Source organism: Shewanella psychromarinicola, from assembly GCF_003855155.1.
Classification (GTDB): domain Bacteria; phylum Pseudomonadota; class Gammaproteobacteria; order Enterobacterales; family Shewanellaceae; genus Shewanella; species Shewanella psychromarinicola.
On sequence record NZ_CP034073.1, the window covers coordinates 4,550,996 to 4,571,264 of the forward strand.

16 protein-coding genes are annotated in these 20,269 nt (G+C 43.0%); 9 read left to right on the forward strand and 7 right to left on the reverse strand.

The genetic code is table 11. The annotated features are described in order from the left end of the window. Positions 1-99 precede the first annotated feature (99 nt). From EGC80_RS19795 to EGC80_RS19810, 4 genes are read left to right on the forward strand one after another with little or no spacing between them, the layout of a single operon-like run. Entirely contained in the window at positions 100-822 is a 723-nt protein-coding gene (locus EGC80_RS19795) for a SapC family protein (protein ID WP_124011864.1), read from the forward strand. Between the two features lie 6 nt (positions 823-828). After that, positions 829-1,902 carry a cupin-like domain-containing protein gene (locus EGC80_RS19800; protein WP_233768551.1) on the forward strand — a complete coding sequence of 358 codons (1,074 nt, stop codon included), beginning with the start codon at positions 829-831 and terminating at the stop codon, positions 1,900-1,902. 42 nt (positions 1,903-1,944) lie between these two features. Further along, positions 1,945-3,438: a tryptophan halogenase family protein gene (locus tag EGC80_RS19805; protein ID WP_124011865.1), complete on the forward strand. Its 1,494-nt coding sequence runs from the start codon at positions 1,945-1,947 to the stop codon at positions 3,436-3,438. 5 nt (positions 3,439-3,443) lie between these two features. Further along, positions 3,444-4,169, forward strand: coding sequence for a DUF6445 family protein (locus EGC80_RS19810; RefSeq protein WP_124011866.1), 726 nt, complete (start codon positions 3,444-3,446; stop codon positions 4,167-4,169). Positions 4,170-4,702: 533 nt separating this feature from the next. Here the strand turns inward: EGC80_RS19810 and EGC80_RS19815 are convergent. After that, entirely contained in the window at positions 4,703-5,200 is a 498-nt protein-coding gene (locus EGC80_RS19815; protein WP_164839504.1) for a tRNA-uridine aminocarboxypropyltransferase, read from the reverse strand. Between the two features lie 380 nt (positions 5,201-5,580). Here EGC80_RS19815 and EGC80_RS19820 point away from each other — a divergent pair, with 380 nt between their 5' ends. Beyond that, on the forward strand, positions 5,581-6,195 hold the full coding sequence (locus tag EGC80_RS19820) for a LysE family translocator (RefSeq protein WP_124011868.1): 615 nt from the start codon (positions 5,581-5,583) through the stop codon (positions 6,193-6,195). A gap of 9 nt (positions 6,196-6,204) precedes the next feature. Next, the gene (locus EGC80_RS19825) at positions 6,205-7,218 is read left to right on the forward strand and encodes an oxidoreductase (protein ID WP_124011869.1); all 1,014 of its coding nucleotides are present in this window, start codon (positions 6,205-6,207) and stop codon (positions 7,216-7,218) included. Between the two features lie 12 nt (positions 7,219-7,230). Here the strand turns inward: EGC80_RS19825 and EGC80_RS19830 are convergent, their stop codons facing one another. The 5 genes from EGC80_RS19830 to EGC80_RS19850 form a co-directional block, all read right to left on the reverse strand. After that, on the reverse strand, positions 7,231-7,629 hold the full coding sequence (locus tag EGC80_RS19830; protein WP_124011870.1) for a hypothetical protein: 399 nt from the start codon (positions 7,627-7,629) through the stop codon (positions 7,231-7,233). A 59-nt stretch (positions 7,630-7,688) separates the two neighbouring features. Beyond that, positions 7,689-10,904, reverse strand: a complete 3,216-nt coding sequence (locus EGC80_RS19835; protein WP_124011871.1) for a DEAD/DEAH box helicase — start codon at positions 10,902-10,904, stop codon at positions 7,689-7,691. A 243-nt stretch (positions 10,905-11,147) separates the two neighbouring features. Further along, entirely contained in the window at positions 11,148-11,438 is a 291-nt protein-coding gene (locus EGC80_RS19840; protein WP_124011872.1) for a hypothetical protein, read from the reverse strand. Between the two features lie 146 nt (positions 11,439-11,584). Further along, positions 11,585-12,709, reverse strand: coding sequence for a HupE/UreJ family protein (locus EGC80_RS19845; RefSeq protein WP_124011873.1), 1,125 nt, complete (start codon positions 12,707-12,709; stop codon positions 11,585-11,587). Between the two features lie 645 nt (positions 12,710-13,354). Then, positions 13,355-15,307, reverse strand: a complete 1,953-nt coding sequence (locus EGC80_RS19850; RefSeq protein ID WP_124011874.1) for a monovalent cation:proton antiporter family protein — start codon at positions 15,305-15,307, stop codon at positions 13,355-13,357. 161 nt (positions 15,308-15,468) lie between these two features. Between EGC80_RS19850 and dgcS the strand changes: the two genes are divergently transcribed. Next, a complete protein-coding gene (gene dgcS / locus EGC80_RS19855; protein ID WP_124011875.1) occupies positions 15,469-16,350 on the forward strand; it encodes a diguanylate cyclase DgcS in 882 nt (293 codons plus the stop codon). Between the two features lie 89 nt (positions 16,351-16,439). On the opposite strand, the gene EGC80_RS19860 is transcribed toward dgcS, so the two are convergent. Beyond that, entirely contained in the window at positions 16,440-17,891 is a 1,452-nt protein-coding gene (locus EGC80_RS19860; protein ID WP_124011876.1) for a RimK family protein, read from the reverse strand. Between the two features lie 74 nt (positions 17,892-17,965). Here EGC80_RS19860 and EGC80_RS19865 point away from each other — a divergent pair, with 74 nt between their 5' ends. Then, a complete protein-coding gene (locus EGC80_RS19865) occupies positions 17,966-19,057 on the forward strand; it encodes a GNAT family N-acetyltransferase/peptidase C39 family protein (RefSeq protein WP_124011877.1) in 1,092 nt (363 codons plus the stop codon). 794 nt (positions 19,058-19,851) lie between these two features. Then, positions 19,852-20,139: a hypothetical protein gene (locus EGC80_RS19870; protein WP_101032264.1), complete on the forward strand. Its 288-nt coding sequence runs from the start codon at positions 19,852-19,854 to the stop codon at positions 20,137-20,139. The last annotated feature ends 130 nt before the right edge of the window (positions 20,140-20,269 follow it).

Sequence of the window (20,269 nt, forward strand, 5' to 3'; positions counted from 1 at the left end):
GTATTAAAGCGGTTAGCATTGAAAACCACTAGAACTATAGATCACCTACAATAATCATAACAACACAATGTATTTGAACGAATAAGATAGGACATCAATATGAGCCAACATGTATTACTTAACAGTATCGATCATAAAGATCTAAAGGTTATCACCAACCGCTCTGCCGCATTAGGCGACAACCTTTGGTACAGCGTGACCTTTCCACAAGAATTTCGCAGCGTTCAAGCTCATTATCCTATTTTTTTCCATAAGGACGCGGCAACTGGCCAGTTTTACTCTGTGGCATTGTTTGGTTTTCAGCAGGATGAGAATCTGTTTTTATCTGACGCTGGTTGGAATGCATCGTATATCCCCCTTAGCGTTCGCCGCCAGCCGTTTTTGATTGGCCAACAAACCGTACAAGAAGATGGCATTGAACGTCAGCAACGCGTTATTCACCTCGATGTAGAGCACCCAAGAGTTGGCCGAACCGAAGGTGAAGCGTTGTTTTTACCCTATGGCGGTAACACACCACTATTAGATGAAATGGGTGAAATGCTTGAAGCTATTCACCACGGGATCATCGACAGTAATCGCTTTATCGATATCTTAATTCAACATGAGTTGCTCGAATCTTTCACCTTAGACATCGAATTAGATAATGGCCAAAAACATCAAATGATTGGCTTTTATACCATTAATGAAAATACCCTAGCCGGATTATCAGCTGAAACACTGGGCACATTACACCAGCAAGGTTACTTGCAAGCCATTTACATGACATTAGCTTCACACAGTAAAGTTCGCGAGCTTCTTAACCTTAAAAACGCCCAAGGTTAATTGATTATGGTGATGCCCAACGCTGATCCAACTCGATCTGAGCCAGCGCTACCGGATCTTAAACAAACTGACTCGATACAAACTGTCGACAGCGTTAGCGATTGGACCTTAGATAACGTACTGGCTCATATTGAACATGCAGATACACCTATGGTGTTTAAAGGCTTATGCCGTCACTGGCCTTTAGTGCAAGCAGGTCTTGAGTCTGCTGATAAAGCGATGGATTATCTGCGTCAATTTTATCAGGGATCAGCCGTTACCGCGTATTATTTACCCCAAGATCAACATGGGCGAGTGTTTTATAATCAGCAAGTTAATGGCTTTAATTACCAAGCGGGCCGCCTTGATTTCAACCAATTATTAAGTCGCATACAACAAGAGAATGCGAGTAAAGCACCTGCTGGAATTTACATGGGCTCAACTGACATTCACCAATGTTTGCCTGGGCTTGGTGAACAAAACAGTTTAGATTTATCGCCCACACAAGCATTAACCAGTATTTGGCTTGGCAACCAAACCAAAGTTGCCGCGCATTTTGACTTCCCCCTCAACCTGGCTTGTAACGCTGTCGGAAAACGCACCTTTACCTTATTTCCGCCCGAGCAAATCAGTAATTTATATGTTGGGCCAATGGAGTTCGCCCCTGGCGGACAAGACATCAGCATGGTCGATTTTGCCGCCCCTGACTTTGCGCGTTTCCCAAAATTTAAGCAGGCACTTGCGGCATCCTTTACCGCTGAACTGAGTCCTGGTGATGTGCTGTTTATCCCCAGTATGTGGTGGCACCATGTCCGTGGCGTTGAAGACTTTAACGTACTCATTACCCATTGGTGGCGCGACACACCGGGCCATTTAGGGCGACCGAACAATGCCCTGCTCCACAGCATGTTAAGCCTGCGCTCATTACCGAAAGCACAACGCCAAGCATGGAAAGCACTGTTTGAGCATTACATTTTCGATCATGACGATGTTGATGACAGCCACATTCCAGACAATGCTAAAGGCATGTTAACCAAGCCATTAGATGAACTAAACGCCCGTAAATTACGCGCAGACTTAATTAACAAATTAAAACGATAATGCTAAATGCAAGAGACTAAGACATTAAACAGGATGCCCAAGATGAATAAATCAGTTAAAAAAGTGGTCATAGCCGGTGGTGGTACAGCAGGTTGGATGGCCGCGGCCGCCTTTAGCAAACTATTGGGCAAAAACCTTGATATTGTCTTAGTCGAATCCGATGAAATTGGCACTGTCGGTGTGGGCGAAGCCACCATTCCCACTCTGCACGTGTTTCATCGCTTACTGGGATTAAAAGAGCAAGATGTGATGGCCGCCACCAACGCCACCTTTAAACTCGGGATTCAATTTGAAAACTGGCATGACGTCAATAAAGACTATTTGCACTCATTTGGTTTTTTAGGCAAAGACTGCTGGGCCTGTGGTTTTCAACACTTTTGGCTTAAAGGTCAACAAAAAAACATCGTCAGCGAGATTGGTGACTATTGCACTGAACATTTAGCCGCTCGTGAGGGCCGTTTTGCGGTGCTACCAAACCAAGATTACAACCATGCCTACCATATGGATGCGAGCCTTTACGCTAAGTTTCTGCGAAAATTTGCAGAGCATCATGGCATGACCCGTATTGAAGGCAAAATTGCCGATGTGTTGCAGCATGAAGACAGCGGTAATATTCGCGCATTACAACTTGAAAATGGCGAGCTCATCGAAGGTGATTTATTTATCGATTGCACCGGTTTTAAAGCCTTATTAATCGAGCAAACCTTAAATACTGGCTTTGAAGATTGGAGCCATTGGCTCCCGTGCGACAGTGCGATTGCAGTCCAAACAGAGGCGGTGCAAAAACCGATCCCTTACACACGTTCCATTGCCCGAGAGTCTGGCTGGCAGTGGCGCATTCCGTTGCAAACTCGTACCGGTAATGGCTTAGTATTTTGCAGCAAATATATCTCTGACGCCGATGCCACCGAATTGTTACTCAACAATATTGAAGGTAAGCCTATCAATCAACCTCGGGTGATTAAATTCAAAACCGGCACTCGTCGTCAGCATTGGAATAAAAACTGTATTGCAGTTGGCTTATCAGCCGGATTTTTAGAGCCGTTAGAATCCACCAGCATTCATATGATCCAACGCAGCATAGTGCGCTTATTGCAGCTGTTTCCGTCTCATGGGGTTATTCAAGCTGACGTAGATGAATTTAACCAACAAACCAAGATTGAAATCGACAACATTCGCGACTTTATTATTCTGCACTATAAAGTGACCGACCGTGAAGACAGCCGTTTTTGGCGTTATTGCAAAAACATGCCGATCCCAGCCTCATTACAACATCGTATCGACATGTTTAGCCAGTCTGGTAAAGTCTACAAATACGGTAACGAACTCTTTGGTGAGAGCTCGTGGATCCAAGTGATGATGGGCCAAGGTTTACAGCCTAAAGAATATCATCCGATTGTCGACATGATGGAAGACGCGGAATTGGCTAGCTTTTTAAACAGCATCAAAGCCACGGTGAAACGTAAAGTCGATACCTTACCTGCCCATCATGACTTTGTGCAGCATTACTGTAAATCGACGGCGATGCAAGGCTAGAGCGGATGTCAGCATCTGAAGCCTCAAAGCCGATCGTTGAGGTCAATAATATTGCACCACAAGTGCATTTTATTGGCCAACAACAAACGCCGGTGATAGTGATTGATAACTTTGCAGGAGACATCTCCAAGCTGGTTGATATTGCTATCAACGATAGCCAATTTAATCAAGATCAAGGCTCGTATTATCCAGGGCAACGCACATCGTTGCCAAGGCAATATGTCATCGACGTTATCAATGCGGTGTTTCAGTTGATTTATGATGTTTATCACATTCCAACTCAGTTACGTTTAAAGCCGCAACAGTGCGTCTATTCACTCATCGATACACAGCCACAAACCCTAGCACCGCTGCAATGCTTGCCCCATTTTGACACCCCAAGCCCGCATTACTTCGCCATTTTACATTATCTTAATGATGGCCCACATGGCGACACGGGGTTTTTTAAGCATAATTTGACCGATTATGAGCGGATCACCGCGGAAAACATCGACCATTATTTTACCAAAGCGCAACCTTTTCTAGATGCTAAAACACAAACAACACCCAGTTACTTTGTTGCCAGCGATGAGCATTACCGCTTGTATCATCAAATAGAATATCGCCCTAATCGCTTAGTTATTTACCCCGGCAATTTGCTTCATTCAACCTTGGTTAATCCACTCACCGACATAGATGCTAACCCCAGTTCAGGGCGACTCACCGCCAATATTTTTATTCAGTTTGCATAACCTCAGCGCAGAATAATATTTGGAATAATGTCCTGTTATCAAACAGTTCTTTATCCCGCTGGCGGCGTAGTATTGACTTGCTGTGACTCATTTTATGGTGTTTTGTGGAGCGGTTAACGCATCATCTCGCAAAATAATTTCATTTAAATGAGCGTGATATAAATCGCCATCACCATTTTGGACGTTGAAAGCTGGATGTTGAAAGCTGGATGTTGAAAGCTAAATATTGAAAGCCGGATTTTGGACGCTGGAACATAAAGTGGCAAACGGCGCGGTTACATTGTTGGCTGAGCGGCGGGATCGACTCAAGTTGATTTTTGACTCTGAGTTGCATTTGCGAAGGCGATAATGGCTAACTCTGGGCAAAGGCGATTAATGCGAGTTAACCGTTAGCGCCAACAGGACTAAATATACCCAGCGCCGTTTTTATTGTTAGTGAGCGTTTTTATTATGTAGAAGTTAAACGGCACTCAATATTGCGAAGATTTACCACTGAATTTTATTTGCCATTGATTTAGGGGTTGCTCGTGCCATTAGGGATTAGCGCCAATAAATGTCATCAATAACTGACTAAGCTGATGTGCTTCAGTTAGGTTTTTCGACTCAGTCAGTATATGTATGACACATTCAGCAGTACATAATCCGCCTTCAATTTGATTGCGTCTTAACGGATATATCGACTTGGACGTGCCCACCAAGGACACTTTAGCGAGTGCTTTTAAATAAGGGCTTTGATTAAACATCTTGCGCGCTTCTTGCCATGTTGCATCAATGATGACTAAATACTCATATGACGGTTGATGTAACGGCTGATCTACCCGCGAAGGTACCTCAACATTAGCCAATGTGTCAGCACTTGGAAACACTAAGCCCACTTTACCGGCTTCTATCGCACTCAATAATGCAGCATCTGGCTGTTTACGATGCCACTCAACCACACGAACACGTTCGCCCAGCACTTTTGTTACCAACTGCCCAGTATTATTGGCTCGCAACACTTCTCGAGGATGGGTCAACAAAATGATATTCACAACAATACTTAATCCACACAATGATCTAAGCCAGAAATGTAACACACTCATGCAAAAACGATAACGATAACGATACCCAAACGACCTCGAAAGGCAGTATTGAGCATGTCGACAGGATAGATCCCTAGGAATAGAGCGCCTATAGCGGCTAGAGCGACCTTCGGTTTGCTAGGTTCTAGTGACAGCTTCGCTGCTAAGATTTTATAGCCTCTAGCCGCGCAGCGTCCTAGCATCTAGGCCTTTTGCTTCGCTTTTAGCCTATATCTTAACGTTAGATGTATACCGTCAGCACAAGGTTCCATTGTGACCTTAGCTTTAGTACCTTAAAAGCAACAATTTAGGATATAATCCCATCCCTTAACCCAAGTTGAAGTGAGTTAATGATATTCCAGCAAGTTATCGGGCTATTTTTCACCATGCTCATTTTAGCGATGGTCCCCGGTCCGGCGGTTTTTGCGGTGGTGTCGCGCTCATTCTCAAATGGGTTTACACATGGGGCTGCGATGACCTTTGGGGTGCTGCTCGGAGATTTTCTGTATATCCTGTTAGCACTGTTTGGTTTATCGGCGATTGCTCACGCTATGGGGCCAGCGTTCGAGCTGATAAAATACGCCAGTGCGCTGTATTTATGCTGGCTTGGGGTCAGCATGTTGCGCACTACAGCAAACGGCGTGCAATTAGCCGCCGCGCCGAAAGTCAATCTGGCCAAAAATTTATTAACCAGTATTATAATCGCCTTAGGCAACCCTAAAGCATTGATATTTTATGTCAGTTTTTTCCCTGCTTTTGTGCCGATGAACCAAGTAGACTTTACCGATGTCATTATCATACTAACCATTGCAGCCCTCTCTTTTGGTTCAGTTAATCTCACTTATGCTTATTTGGCATCAAGTGCAAAACAGGTATTTACCTCCCCTAAGGCGGCAACGATAATGAATCGTACTGCAGGCAGTATTATGTTGATTGCTGGCATATTGATAGCCATAAATATATAGGATGTTGCAATGACCGCGCTACGCTTTGCCCCATTGACGTTAATCAATGGATTAACCTTAAAAAACCGTGTTGTGGTGCCACCAATGGCATCGCAAACCGCAGACAATAATGGCTTGGCCACCGAGCAAACCCTAACTCATTATCAAAACCTAGCCCAATCGGGTGCTGGGCTGGTGATGGTTGAATACAGCCACGTCAATCTTGCTGGTCGCAGTGAATCGAATCAATTAGGCGCTCATGATGATGCCTGCATTGCGGGACTTAGCATCATCGCTAGCGCGTTACACCATGCAGGCGCGACAACAGGTCTACAAATTACCCATTGTGGCGGTAAAGACAGTGCAGGAATTAGCTCAGATGTGATGGGCCCTTCAGGCATTACAGTGCCAGCCTATGACCGCGTATTGCCGACACCAAGAGCAATGACACTCGATGACATAGCACAATGGCAGCAAGACTTTGTGAGTGCCGCTATTCGTGCCGATAAAGCGGGTTTTGATTTAGTCGAAATTCATTGTGCCCATGGCTACGGCATTAATCAGTGGTTATCGCCATTGACCAATCAACGTGATGATCAATATGGTGGTAGCCTTGAAAACCGAACTCGAATTTTGCTAGAAATTGTCCGCGCAATAAAACAAGCCACGCCAAGATTGGCTGTGATGACGCGGATCCCTGGTCAAGATGGCTATCCAGGTGGATTATCCCATACGGATATGGGTCAAGTCGCTCAGTGGTTAGTGGGTGCTGGGGTTGAAATTTTGAATGTATCATCGGGAATTGGTGGTTGGAATCGGCCTAAAGATAAACGTGGCGAAGGTTTTTTAGTTGACGATGCCGCGCCGCTTAAAGGCAAAACCTCAGCTGCCGTCATTGGCGTAGGCGGTATTGAAACGGTTGATTATATTGAGACCATACTCGCCACAAAACAAGTTGATCTTGTTGCCGTTGGTCGCGCTATTTTGGCCGGACCCGGTGAATTTGCCGCGCGGGTGATGGTGACCGAATTAGCCTTGAGTTAACGCGAAAGACGATTAATCTTTAATGAGATCAGCATCGACATTACTGCCGGCGACACTGTCGGCGACACTGTCGGCATTAATTTTAATAATCCCCTTAAAAATCAGCGGGTAGCGTCTTACTCGCAGCGCAATATTATCATCACTCATCACTTGGCGATACAAGAGTTCGATGTCGTTATCGTCTTCAAACACCAACAATAAACGATCAATTGCCGTGTGCAGACCTTTTTTCAGATATGGCTGTGCTTGAAACTGAGCAATATTGTACCTAACAATGGCTATCTTTTCAGGGTGACGCCGAAGCTCGGCAAACACTTGCTCAAAATACGTCATATGCTGAGCAGGTGTTGTGTGATTTGAGCGCCGTTGTCTTGGCGCTGATGAGCCTCGCTTAAAGTATACTGGCGGCAATAGCGTTACCTCATCAAGCCTTAAACTTATACAATTAGCATAGACTCAATAGCAGCAAACTAGCTTAATAGAGCCATTAAATCGTCGGCATTACCTTGCCATGGACCTTGAGTGCCATCGGATAAAATACTGTCAGCTAAACCTTGTTTGTGCTGCTGCATTTCCTGGATTTTTTCTTCCACTGTGCCTTGGGCAATCAGTTTATAAACAAACACCGGATTTACCTGACCAATACGATGAGCGCGATCGGTGGCTTGTCTTTCAGCAGCGGGGTTCCACCAAGGATCGAAGTGGATCACGGTATCGGCAGCGGTTAAATTCAACCCGGTTCCGCCGGCTTTTAAACTGATTAAAAACACCGTGTTATCACCCTCTTGAAACGCATCAATTTGGGTTTGGCGATCACGAGTTTGGCCGGTCAATTTGCTATAACTAATGGACAATCGTTTTAACTCATCTTCAATGAGCGCTAACATGCCGGTAAATTGACTGAAGATAAGAATTTTACGACCCTCTTCAATCATTTCTGGTAGGGTTTGTATTAACCACGTCATTTTAGCGTTATCTTTGACTTGTTGCGCTTGTTCAAGTTTAACTAAACGGGGATCGCAGCAGGCCTGACGTAACTTCAGCAAAGCATCTAAAAACTCAATATGACTGCTTGATACGCCTTTTTTGGCAAACAACTCACGCAGCTTTTTCTCCATCACTAAGCGGATAGACTCGTACAAATTACGTTGGTCTTTTTCCAGTTCCAAGGTTTGAATTATCACGGTTTTTTCGGGTAATTCTGATACCACTTCTTTTTTTGTACGGCGCAGCATAAACGGCGCAATACGTTTACTCAGAAGCACTGATTTCTCAACATCGGCTTGCTTTTCAATCGGGCCACGGAACTGTTTATTAAAGTAGGTGTGCTGCCCTAATAAGCCTGGCAGACAAAAATCCATCAATGACTTCAATTCGCCTAAATGGTTTTCAAGCGGCGTGCCTGACAAACATAAACGGAAGCGGCCTCTAAGGGTTTTAATGACTTGGCTGACTTTGGCTTGAGCATTTTTAATCTGTTGTGCTTCGTCCAAAATAATATGGTCGAACACATATTCACTGTAAATGGATTCATCACGCAGCATTAATGGATACGTAGTTACCACCACATCAAACTCGCTAATGTGATCTAATAATGGCTGGCGTTTGTTACCGTGGATCACCACCACATTCAACGACGGAGCAAATTTATTGGCTTCTTTTAACCAGTTGCCGACTAAGCTAGTGGGACAAACAATTAAACTGGTGCGATGCTCGGTGGCCTCTTGCTTAGCTTTAAGTAAAAAAGCCAAAGCTTGAACCGTTTTGCCTAAGCCCATGTCATCGGCCAAAATACCACCTAATTGATATTCTTTAAGAAAACACAACCAATCATAACCCTGCTTTTGATAATCACGTAACGTCGCATTTAAGCCATCGGGTAACGCAATCGGGATCACCCCTTTAAACTCTGCCAGTTTAGTGGCTAAATTGCGCACTCGCTCGCCATTAAGTAACCGTACATCGCTGGCCGATAAATCATTCAAAATATGGGCACGGTTACGTGGTATCGCGATAACATCGCCAGAATTACGATGAAATAGTTCTTGGATAATGCTGATCAGTGGCTTAATGGTTTTGGCTTTAATTTTAATAAATCCGCCATTCGGGCCGGGTAAAATTAATTCATCATCATCGGCTGGCTCACCATTTTGTTGCAACCAACGAGCCACTAAGGCCAATAACGGCACACTTTGACCATCGATATCGGCGCTGAGTGATAATGAAAACCACCCTGACTCATCATCGTCGACTAAGTCGACATCTAACTGCGCATCGGTGATTTGTAAGTCAAAGTCATCATCAAACTGAATCTCCATGCCTAATGCACTTAATGCATCAAAACCATCACTGGTTAACTCAGACCATTCGAAGATTGACTCAGGTAGTAAGCCAACACTGACATAATAGGGTTGCTGTGAACTGGCCAGCACAGGATCAGGTTCAAGGGTAATCAAGCCGATATCAGTTAATGACTGCAGCGCGGTTAACTCTTGATCTACATGCCGATGCACTTGATATTGCACCTGATTTTTTTTAACTAGACTAATACGTTCAGGTTTAGTTGAGGCATTAAAGATTATGTCACCGTAACAATGATCAACCCGAATAACCGGTTGCATAATCTGACTACTGCTAAAAAACTCACGAGTAAAGGTTAAGCGAGTATTCAGAGGTTCAGTAATCTCACAAAAATCAATTTCACTTGGCACTGGTACCGTTTTAGGTGAAAAGTGCTGTAGCATTTTATGGCTAATGGCATCCACTTGAGCAAGAGGAACTGGCGGCATATGTTGCAGCAAACTCAACTTTTTAATCGGTAAATCAGTGTCTATTTTGCCTAAGCGCAGATAGTCTAATTCAACATACAATGGTGGCTCGGTAGCAATAAATTCCCAGTTATCCAACCCAGGCATGCGCATTTGCATTTGGGTGTGTTTTTTATCAAGTTCGCACCAAATAAACTCTGGCGTAATGGATTTAGCCCACGTCAATGGAGTACGATTTTCTTCCCAAAAACACACTTCGGCAGCGAGCATTTTCGTGACCGCTAAAAATGAAATTTCGCCTTCGATGTAAATTTTAGAACCATGGTTATTTGACGACAACAACAAGCTAATAATTTGTTTATCTTCAGGATCAATCCACCACGGAATACTATAACGGATATCGGTCAGAGCCAGCTTACCGCCTTTATTATATTGACCTTTTTTATTTAATTTACTGCGTTTAAATTCAACAAAAATACCGTGAGGATCACTGGACAGCACATAGATAATGCGGTCTTTGTCTTCTTGATCGTCATCATCAAACTCAGCAACTGTTTTTTGCTCGTCAAGTTGGCGCAGCCATTGGTTAATACGTTGCTCTTCAACCGGTTTTTTATCAACCAGTGCCAGCATCGCCGCGGCAACATGTTTACAGTTGGTTCTGACAGGACAAGTACAATGAGATCGCATCACAATCTTGTGATTAACATTCACAAGGGTAATTTCTTGCCGATACGGTTCTGCAGCAGATCCTTCAACATAAGCTTCAATGTCATGGTTATCACTGCTAGCAGTCACTTCGAGCACTCGGCCTTGGATCAAATAGTTTTGAGCTTTTTGAATTTGCGTGGCCGAAAACAGTTTCGCAATCATCTCTAATGAAAGCTTAATGGGGAGATTAAACAGTTTCGCCGACATCAATATACCTAATAAAACCGCAGCAAAATAAACCGTGGCTGCTGATAAAAAAGTTAACTTGTCATTCTATGGGAGAAAGCGCGCAATATCTAGGGTTTGCTGAACTATTGAACATAAATCTTGCTCAAATTGATTATATTATTGCAATTGCGCAGCTAAGGCTTCGCCAAAGCACAACAAAGGTTGAAAAGTGCTTTTGATACGAGATTAAACAGAAAAAAGTTTACCCTTATCAGATGAGTGTCATCCATAGGTGACTATGGTCATCACTATCATTAATAGAAAAGGCGAGAGTACAAACAAAATTTTTGAGCGAGATAATTGTTGTCTTAACTGCTCCAAAGCGGGATCTTGCAGCAACAACACGTTACCGGAATGAAAAGACTCCATCAGCTGAATTTGAGTGTCCTTGTGCACTGGGTCCATTTTGCTGCTCATTTGATCACAATGTGCATACTCTTCAGGATAGTGATGTTGAATATATTGGCAAATATTTTGGGTAATAACATTCAATTTATATACAAAAAAACTCATTATTATCAATGATAAAATAACCCAAGTAATCACAATCATTATGACGCCTCTGTTTGTACATCGTAATACGTTCAACAATCTCATTGGATCAATCACGCTAAAATAGTAGCTCCCGTTTGAAGGTGGCTATAAAAAATTCATGCCTCCTAAAAGCGTTCAACGGACCATTGTATGGCCATAATGCCGATCGCAACCGATCCAAGCTGCATGCCCCAGTTTCTATACCAGAGTGAATGGCGAACAAATATTAACAAGGGCAGCACCAAAGCCAAAATGGCCAACTGACCTATTTCTACGCCGACATTAAAGGCTAAAATAGCCAATAGTTTTTGATTTTCAGGCAGCCCAAGTTCACCTAATACTCCAGCAAACCCCATGCCGTGCAATAAGCCAAAAACAAACGTTATCCACCCTAAGCGCAATACTATTGGCCAAACATTATTTAGTGCCGCAAATAGCACTGATAATGCAATGCCAAGTTCAACCCAATGGCTACTAAAATTCAATATACCCAGTGCAGTTGCCGTCAATGTGACCGAATGGGCTAAGGTAAAGGCAGTGATAATCCATGCGGTGTCTTTAAATATTTGCTTTGGATTATCAATAGAATGCCATTCTCGCTGTTCACGGACCAATACGCAAGTTAACAATAACGCCAGTAAAAATAAAACATGATCCGTGCCTTTCCAGATATGAATAACGCCTTGATAAACATATTCAGCAAAGGTATCACTGGCCTGACTTTCGCCTAAGTTAATCAATATTATCGGGTTATCCTTGCTGATCACTCGAGCGTATTGATGATCGGGCGCCCCAATGGTGGTGATAACGTTATGATCGGTATCTATGTTAAAAAAAGCTTGATAATTAATGGTTAACACACCAAGGCTATCGCACTCAGCCTGAAATGATCCCAGCAGATAGTCTTCGCTAGCGTGCTGAACAATTTGTTCCATTGGGTCAAAGCTAAGCGGGCAATCTTGTTGTCGACTGATCGCTAAAGATGATTGTAAATAATCAATTATCGCCACCTGATGAGCTTGTAACTCTGCCAAAGTAAGTTCACCATCTTGATTATCATCAATAGGGACAACTTGGTTAATGTCAAACAAACGTACTTGCCAAGCACCCTTAATTTGCCCTTGCTTATCCAAGTCGACAGACAAATAACTGGTGCTCATTTGATGGGCTAAACAGCCATGACTGAGCAGCAACAATAACAATAATAAACAGCCTTTAAACATAGAAAAAAATCGGGTGAATACCTTCACTACTTTATCCTTAACTTGCTACATTGTTGACAGAGAGATTGCGACTGACTGGAACTCACTTTTTAGCATTTTTAGTGCGACTCAACAATGCCTTAGCCTGCTCTAAACGTATTCTCTTATTGACTTGACGTGCTACCTGCCAGTTTATTTTGGCCAAGTAAAGTAATTTTTTGGGCTGTACATCAACCTTTAGATACTATGTTGTCTGCTCAAATGCCAGGTGTTTTGTGCTATCACTAGGCGCAGCAACTAGCACATTGGAGCCACTTAAACAAAGTGAACGACTCATACGCCACTGAGTGTCGAACAGCGGATGTTCTCGATGAATATGATAAAAAAACACCATTACATTGAAGTATAGTGTTTATCTCTATCGTACTGCAGGTAAAACCAATGAATAACTAACCTCAACTCGCTATAAGTGATGGGGTAAATCGACAACAATAAATTGATTCAAATCTGCAATATCAAACTTGCTATTTGTTTTGCTAACAAGGCGTATTCAGGTAGTGAGTCGCTGCATCAATAGCGGGTCTACTGTCAGTCAAGCAAGTCAATGCAACACAGTTAGCAGGACCGCTAGCAGGACCGCTAGCAGGACAAAGGATTGTTTGATAACCACTGATTATCCCAAGATGAGGTTAGCTATCCCTGTAGCAAATACTCTTCGGCTTTTTCGATACTGCGTGGTTTACCCACCAGCATTAAAATATCGTTACGCCTTATTATCCAATCCGGTGGTGGAGGATCGATCTCCTCCCCTTTACGCCGCACGGCACGAAGTTCAACATCCAAGGCTTGCCATGGAATGTCAGCAACGGTTTTACCGACCGCACTGGCTCCAGATGCCAGCGACACTGCATGGAGTAAATCCAAGGTGAAATCGGTTTCTGTGCCAGAAAAGAAACCGTGTAAATATTGATAATGGTTACGACGCTCAGATTCTAAGCGTTTAATTATTCGCGGTAATGGTACGCCACATTTGTACAGCACCTGTGAAACCAGCATCAAACTTCCTTCAAGTGACTCTGGGATAACTTGGGTTGCACCAGCTTCTTTAAGCTCATGTAAGTTTGCATCATCACGAGTGCGCACCAATATTTTTACATCGGGAGCAAGCTTACGCGCCACCGCTAAACACTCTTCAGACTGCCTTGGCTCACAAAATGTCACCACCACTAAACTGGCTTGTCGTATGCCTATTTTTTTCAATAGTGCCATTTTGCAGGCATCACCAAAATGAATATTTTCACCTGCCGCTCTGGCTTCAGAGACCCGGGTGGGATCTAAATCAAGCACCATGTAAGGCACAGCTTCAGTTTTCAAAAAGCGGGCAATCGTTTGTCCTACGCGGCCATAACCTAAAATCAGTACCACATCACTTTCATCAGAATGAGGCAATACAATCTCTATCGGATCTTGTTTAGATGGCTGCTTATTACCGCTGACCTTTTTGGCAATATCAACGCTATGGCGGATCAGCCAAGGTGCCATCGACATAGAAATCACCGCCACGGCCACTAACACAGTGCTCACTTCAGTGTCGAGCAATTGATAATTTACCGCCAATGCCAGTAACACAAAACTAAACTCACCCACTTGACCTAAACTAATGGCGGTACTAAGGGCAATTTTAACATTTTCACCCACTAGCCTTAGTAGTCCATAGATAATCAATATTTTGCTCAACACCACACCGACCAAAATCAATATTACTTGCCACCAATATTGCATCACCAGATTGAAATCCAGCAGCATGCCGATAGAGATAAAAAATAAACCCATTAATAAATCACGAAATGGCCTAATGTCGGCTTCTAACTGGCGTCGATATTGGCTTTCGCCAAGTAACATACCTGCAATAAACGCCCCTAATGCCATCGATAATCCAAGCCATTGCGTAAAAGCACCTGTCACCAAGGCCACAACTAAGGTTGATAACACAAATAACTCATTTGAACGTGAGCGTGCCACTTCGTCAAAAATTCGTGGCAATATCCATTTACCGAATGACATCAAGCCTAAAAAGGCCAAAATACCGGTGAGCAATCCCCATGCGATACTATTGAAGCTCATTTCGGTACCGCCATTGGCTAATAACGGCATTAAAATCAATAGAGGCACCACAGCTAAGTCTTGAAATAACAACACGCTGACCGACAGCTCGCCGTGCCTGCGCCTTAACCAGTTTTGTTCATTAAGCAACTTCAACACAATGGCCGTTGACGACAAGGCAATGGCAGAGCCAATGACTACCGCTGCCACTAAGTTTTGCCCAACTAACATGGCAATACCGCCCGCAACAAAAGCCGTTACCAGCATTTGGGTACTACCCAAACCAAAAACCGTTCGGCGCATCGCCCACAACCTAGGGACAGAAAACTCCAGTCCAAGAGTGAACATGAGTAGCACCACGCCTAACTCTGCTACGGACTGCATTTGTAACTGAGTAAACCAATGAAAACCACTGGGACCACTGACCACTCCCGTTAGCAAATAAGCTAAAATGGCGGGTAAACCCAGTCGACGTAACAATGCAATCGCCACAATCGCAATCACAAGCATCGACAAAATATGGATAAAAATGCTGTGTTCCATTCTGGCTTTGGCTCCTCGTCAAAAAACTGTCGAAAGGGGGTTGAACATTTTGTTAGCCCTACAATAAAACAACAACCAACTAATAACTATAGAAAAATTTTCATAGGCACGATTATTGCTAACAATACGGTAATTAGTTGTAACGTACTGGAAGAAATACAATGGATTTTTCAATAGCAACAGAATTATATCCTGATGATTACTGGTACCGTTCAGACGCTTACTTGAATATAGAGCCTGAGTTAGACCTTGTTCAAGTGATTCAACAACTACATGGAAGTTTAGATCCTCGGACAGTTTTTGCCTGTTTTGGCAAGATCCTAGGACAATATTTGCCGGTTAAAGGACTGCAGTTGATCCTAGATAAACAAAAATTTGTTTGGGGACGTCACTACGGTATTGAATTGAAACGGACTATCAACGATAACCAAGATACCTTTACTATAGCGTATCAATTGTCTGCGCCACTGAGTTCGTCGCAAAAGAAAACCTTGGGACAACTAGAGAGTATATTAATTCAACCGTTGAATAATGCGTTGAAGTATCAAAGCATGTCTAATCAAGCCATGTTTGACGCACTAACAGACCTAGGTAATCGTTATTATTATCGCCAAGCTATCGACATCGCATTAGCACGAGCTAATCGCCAACAAGGTAAAGTGTCATTAATTGTATTAGATTTAGATAAATTTAAACAACTTAACGATGCATATGGCCATAAAGTGGGTGACTACGTATTAGTGGGTTTTGCTGCGTTAATTAATCAAGCCATTCGTAATACTGACCAAGCCTTTAGAATTGGCGGTGACGAATTTGTAATTATTACCCAAGGGGATGTTAATGCGGCGGCAATAGTATGCCAACGTATTATTGATATGATGCCGAGACATTCTGAGCTCACCGAATATAACATTCAGTGCAGTTTAGGCATTGCGGAGTCGTTACCGCAGCAACATGCAGAAAATATATATGAGCGCGCCGATAAAGCAATGTATTGCGCAAAAGCCGCTGGCAGAAACTGCTTCCGAATTAGCGCTAATTAGCGCTACCTTATCCCCACGCCATACTGACAACTAATTGCCGAAAAAAAAGCCCTTCTTTAGGGGCTTCTTGGTTGATCACTTTATCTTAATTACATCCCTCGAAGCTGAATACGCCTTAAAAATTCCGTCATCACCCGATCGTAAACTAAATCACCTAAAAACAAATCCTCTACCCCATGATCAATACTGGGATTGTCGTTCACTTCAATCACATAAGCTTTACCGTCAATTTCTTTTAAATCGACGCCATACAATCCCGCACCAATTAAATTAGACGCTTTGACTGCGGCATCGACAATATTTTGCGGCACCATTTTTAAATCGATACAGTCAAAATCACCACTGCTGACACGGCCACTCTGGTGATGTTGATATATCTGCCAATGACCGCGGCTCATAAAATAACGACAGGCGTAAATAGGTTGACGATTTAACACCCCAATCCGCCAATCATAATCGGTTGGCATAAACGCTTGCGCTAAAATTAGCGCACTGTGCTCAAAGATTATCGCTGCTTGTTCAAGCAAGGTTTCACGGTCGTTAACTTTAACCACCCCGAGCGAAAATGCGCCATCGGGTACTTTAAGCACAATAGGCAATCCTATGGTGCTAATGACATTTTCTGCCCAGTTTTTATCTGATGCTTTAAAGATTAAACTTTTGGGTACAGGCACTTTATGTTTGTTTAATAGCTCAGTTAAAAACACCTTATTAGTACACTTCATAATGGATTCAGGATCGTCCATTACCACTAGCCCCAGCTGCTCTGCCGCCTTAGCAAACCGGTATGTAAAATTACTGATATTAGTGGTTGAACGGATAAATAAGCCATCAAACTCGCTTAGCCGAGCGAGATCATGAGAACTAATTTGGACTAAATCCATACCAATACGATTAGCCGACTTAGTAAAGAGTTTCAGTGCCGCTTTATCTGATGGCGGCATTTTCTCATGTTCATCCACCAACATGGCAATTTCATAACGATAGCGCTTTGACGGTTTCGGTAAACGCCACACTTTTTGTGAAAACACTTCGAGGTACTTAGCAAATAAATCTTGTTCTGGCTCGGTTAAATCTTGAAATGCAGCAGGCTCAATCGCATCCACTTGCCATTTACCCGCCATTTTTAATAAACGTACTTGTAATACGGGAACGGTAAAACGTTCAAAAATTTTACGGGCAAGCTTATCAAGTGACGGATTATCGCAATAACCAAAATACAGCTTCATGGTGATTTCGTTCAGCGTATCTGACAGTTTATCTAAACCGACTTGCGGTAAACTAAAAAAACGGTCCTGAGATAAATCATTAATGGTCATTACCCTAGGGATCACTCTGTGACCGCGAGCTTCAGCCATTAGCGAGCAGTAATAGCCCGTGCTTAAATAATCATAACTGCGGCACAAGTTAATCACTTGCATGGCACTCTTATCTGAAAATGCCCCCATTTCTAAATAATCATGAACCGTGACCATATTGTCACTGGGTAAATAGGGACGCCAATCATTAACATCGTCGGTGACAATTAAAAACTGAGCCATAAATATCTATTGCCTCTTGTGCGGTTTAGCGCGAAAATTAACCCACTATCATGTTTGCCAACTCGAGCCGACTCATGCTGCTTCGTCAAGCTATCCCCAGCGATTTACCCCAACTTAACCATATCGAACACAATGCTTTTAGCGGCGATAAAATCAGTTCTCGGCAGATGAAACGCTTTGTTAATTCGCCACTAGACAGCTTATTAGTGGCCGACATAGACGGCACACTTGCAGGCTATGCACTCGTGTTGTTTCATCGTGGCACGCGACTAGCTCGACTTTATTCTATTGCCGTTACTGCCGAGTTTAGAGGCCGCAACATTGCCTTTGAGCTGGTCACACAATGTGAACACACTGTCATCGAGCGAGGCTTCATTACATTACGCCTAGAAGTGCGAAACGACAATATAGCGGCCAAAAATCTTTATCTGAAAATGGGCTATAAGGTGCTAAAAACCTTAGTGCATTATTATGACGACTTAGCTGATGGTGTGCGCATGCACAAACGCTTAGACCCACCAGGGCCAAGCAAAGTTATCAAAATTCCTTTGTACGTACAAACCACGCCATTTACTTGTGGCGCGGCTTGTTTAATGATGGCCATGAGTGCCGTAAAGCCACAATATAATCCAAGTCGAGTTGATGAGCTGAGCATCTGGCGCGAAGCCACCACTATTTTTATGACCAGCGGTCATGGCGGTTGCAGTGTTCATGGTTTAGCCTTAGCGGCCATTAAACGCGGATTACAGATTGAGATGTACAGCCAATCAACGTCGGTGCCGTTTATTGATAGTGTTCGTGACAGTAATAAAAAAGCCGTTATCACCATTGTGCATGACGACTTTTGTCAGCAATTGTCAGAGCAAGACATTGAAATACATGACGCATCGCCGACACTGGCACAACTTCGCCACTGGATAGACAGCGGCTATGGGGTGTTATTAATGATAAGTACTTATCGATTCAATGGTGAAAAAGGCCCCCACTGGGTGGTATTGAGCGGCTATAACGAGCAGTTTATGTTTATCCATGACCCGTTTGTTGAAGCGCAAAAAGACGCCATTAATGCGGCTTATGTACCGATTAGTCAATCTGAGCTGGCGCAGGTGATGCAGTATGGCAAGCAGAAACAAGTGTCGTGTTTAGTGGTTAAGTCCGCATCCTAGCGCGGTGATTTATAGCCTGCGGCCACTAACGGCATGGCACTTCGCCCACACCAGACCAAGAGGAAACTAGCGCCTGTTCCCTCTTTACTCTTGATAAAAAAATTAGCCACGATAAGTCGCCCGGCTACATTTTTCAAAGCCATATTCACAATCATAGCGAAAAGGTCGCCATAGGGATTAATCCAGCATTTGACTGCAATTTAGACGGCTTCGGCTCATCTTATTATAAAGCCAGAAAGTCTTAGAGCATACGGGGTCATGAAATGTTATAAAATGACCGGTAAATACCATTTATCGAGATTATCCAAACCAACTAATCGTGAATGTATTGATAATATTTAAGATAGCTTTGACTTGCCACAACAGATAAAACGCAAATACATTAAAAATAATACAATTAAATCAATAACATATTTTGTTAATGACGATATTAACAATAACTTAAGGGGTCGACTTTATCGGGCTTAGTTCAATAATCTGATAAACTAAGCCGTGGCGTATAGCCAAAAGAAGCTTCGATAGAATTTACCCCTCATTGGATCCGCTCGACTCAAAGATGTATGATAGGGAGATATGATGAAAAGGAATTTCAATGAAAAACCTACCCACTACTCGATATCTATTGATCCAAATCTGTTCTGTAGCCCAGATCCAGCATCAAAAAACGCCAGTTTCCCATTGCATAAGCCATAAAGCAGACCCATTAATTTAGACTAGGCGTCGGTCAAGTCCAACAAGCGATTTGTGCCTTGCAAACAGCACAAATACTACAACGTTATACCTAAGGATAATTTGTGAATAATAATCAATTTTCTGACAGTTGTTACCTTTGTCATTCGGATTCAAATTACATGAAAACGGACCATGAAAACAAACGGCATTATTTATGCTCAAATGAAAACTGTGGTGAGTATGAAATCTCGTTAAGTGCGATGGAGAACTTAATTGATAATAATGATTTTAAATCTCAATTATTACCATTAGCTAAAAGGTGTAAAGGTACAGACCGTTTATTAGAAATCACCGTACGTGGTTCAGCTATAGAAGCAAAAACCAAATCGAGAGCTGAGGATGTCATATAGGGGGAGTTATTATTCAGGATAAGTGGGGGCTGATCAGTGGGGGCAGTGTAAACTGTATTTTTCGCCCTTCATCTGACAGCAAAAAAACCTCATTTTCGCCATATTGACAGAAAATAACGACATTTCCCCT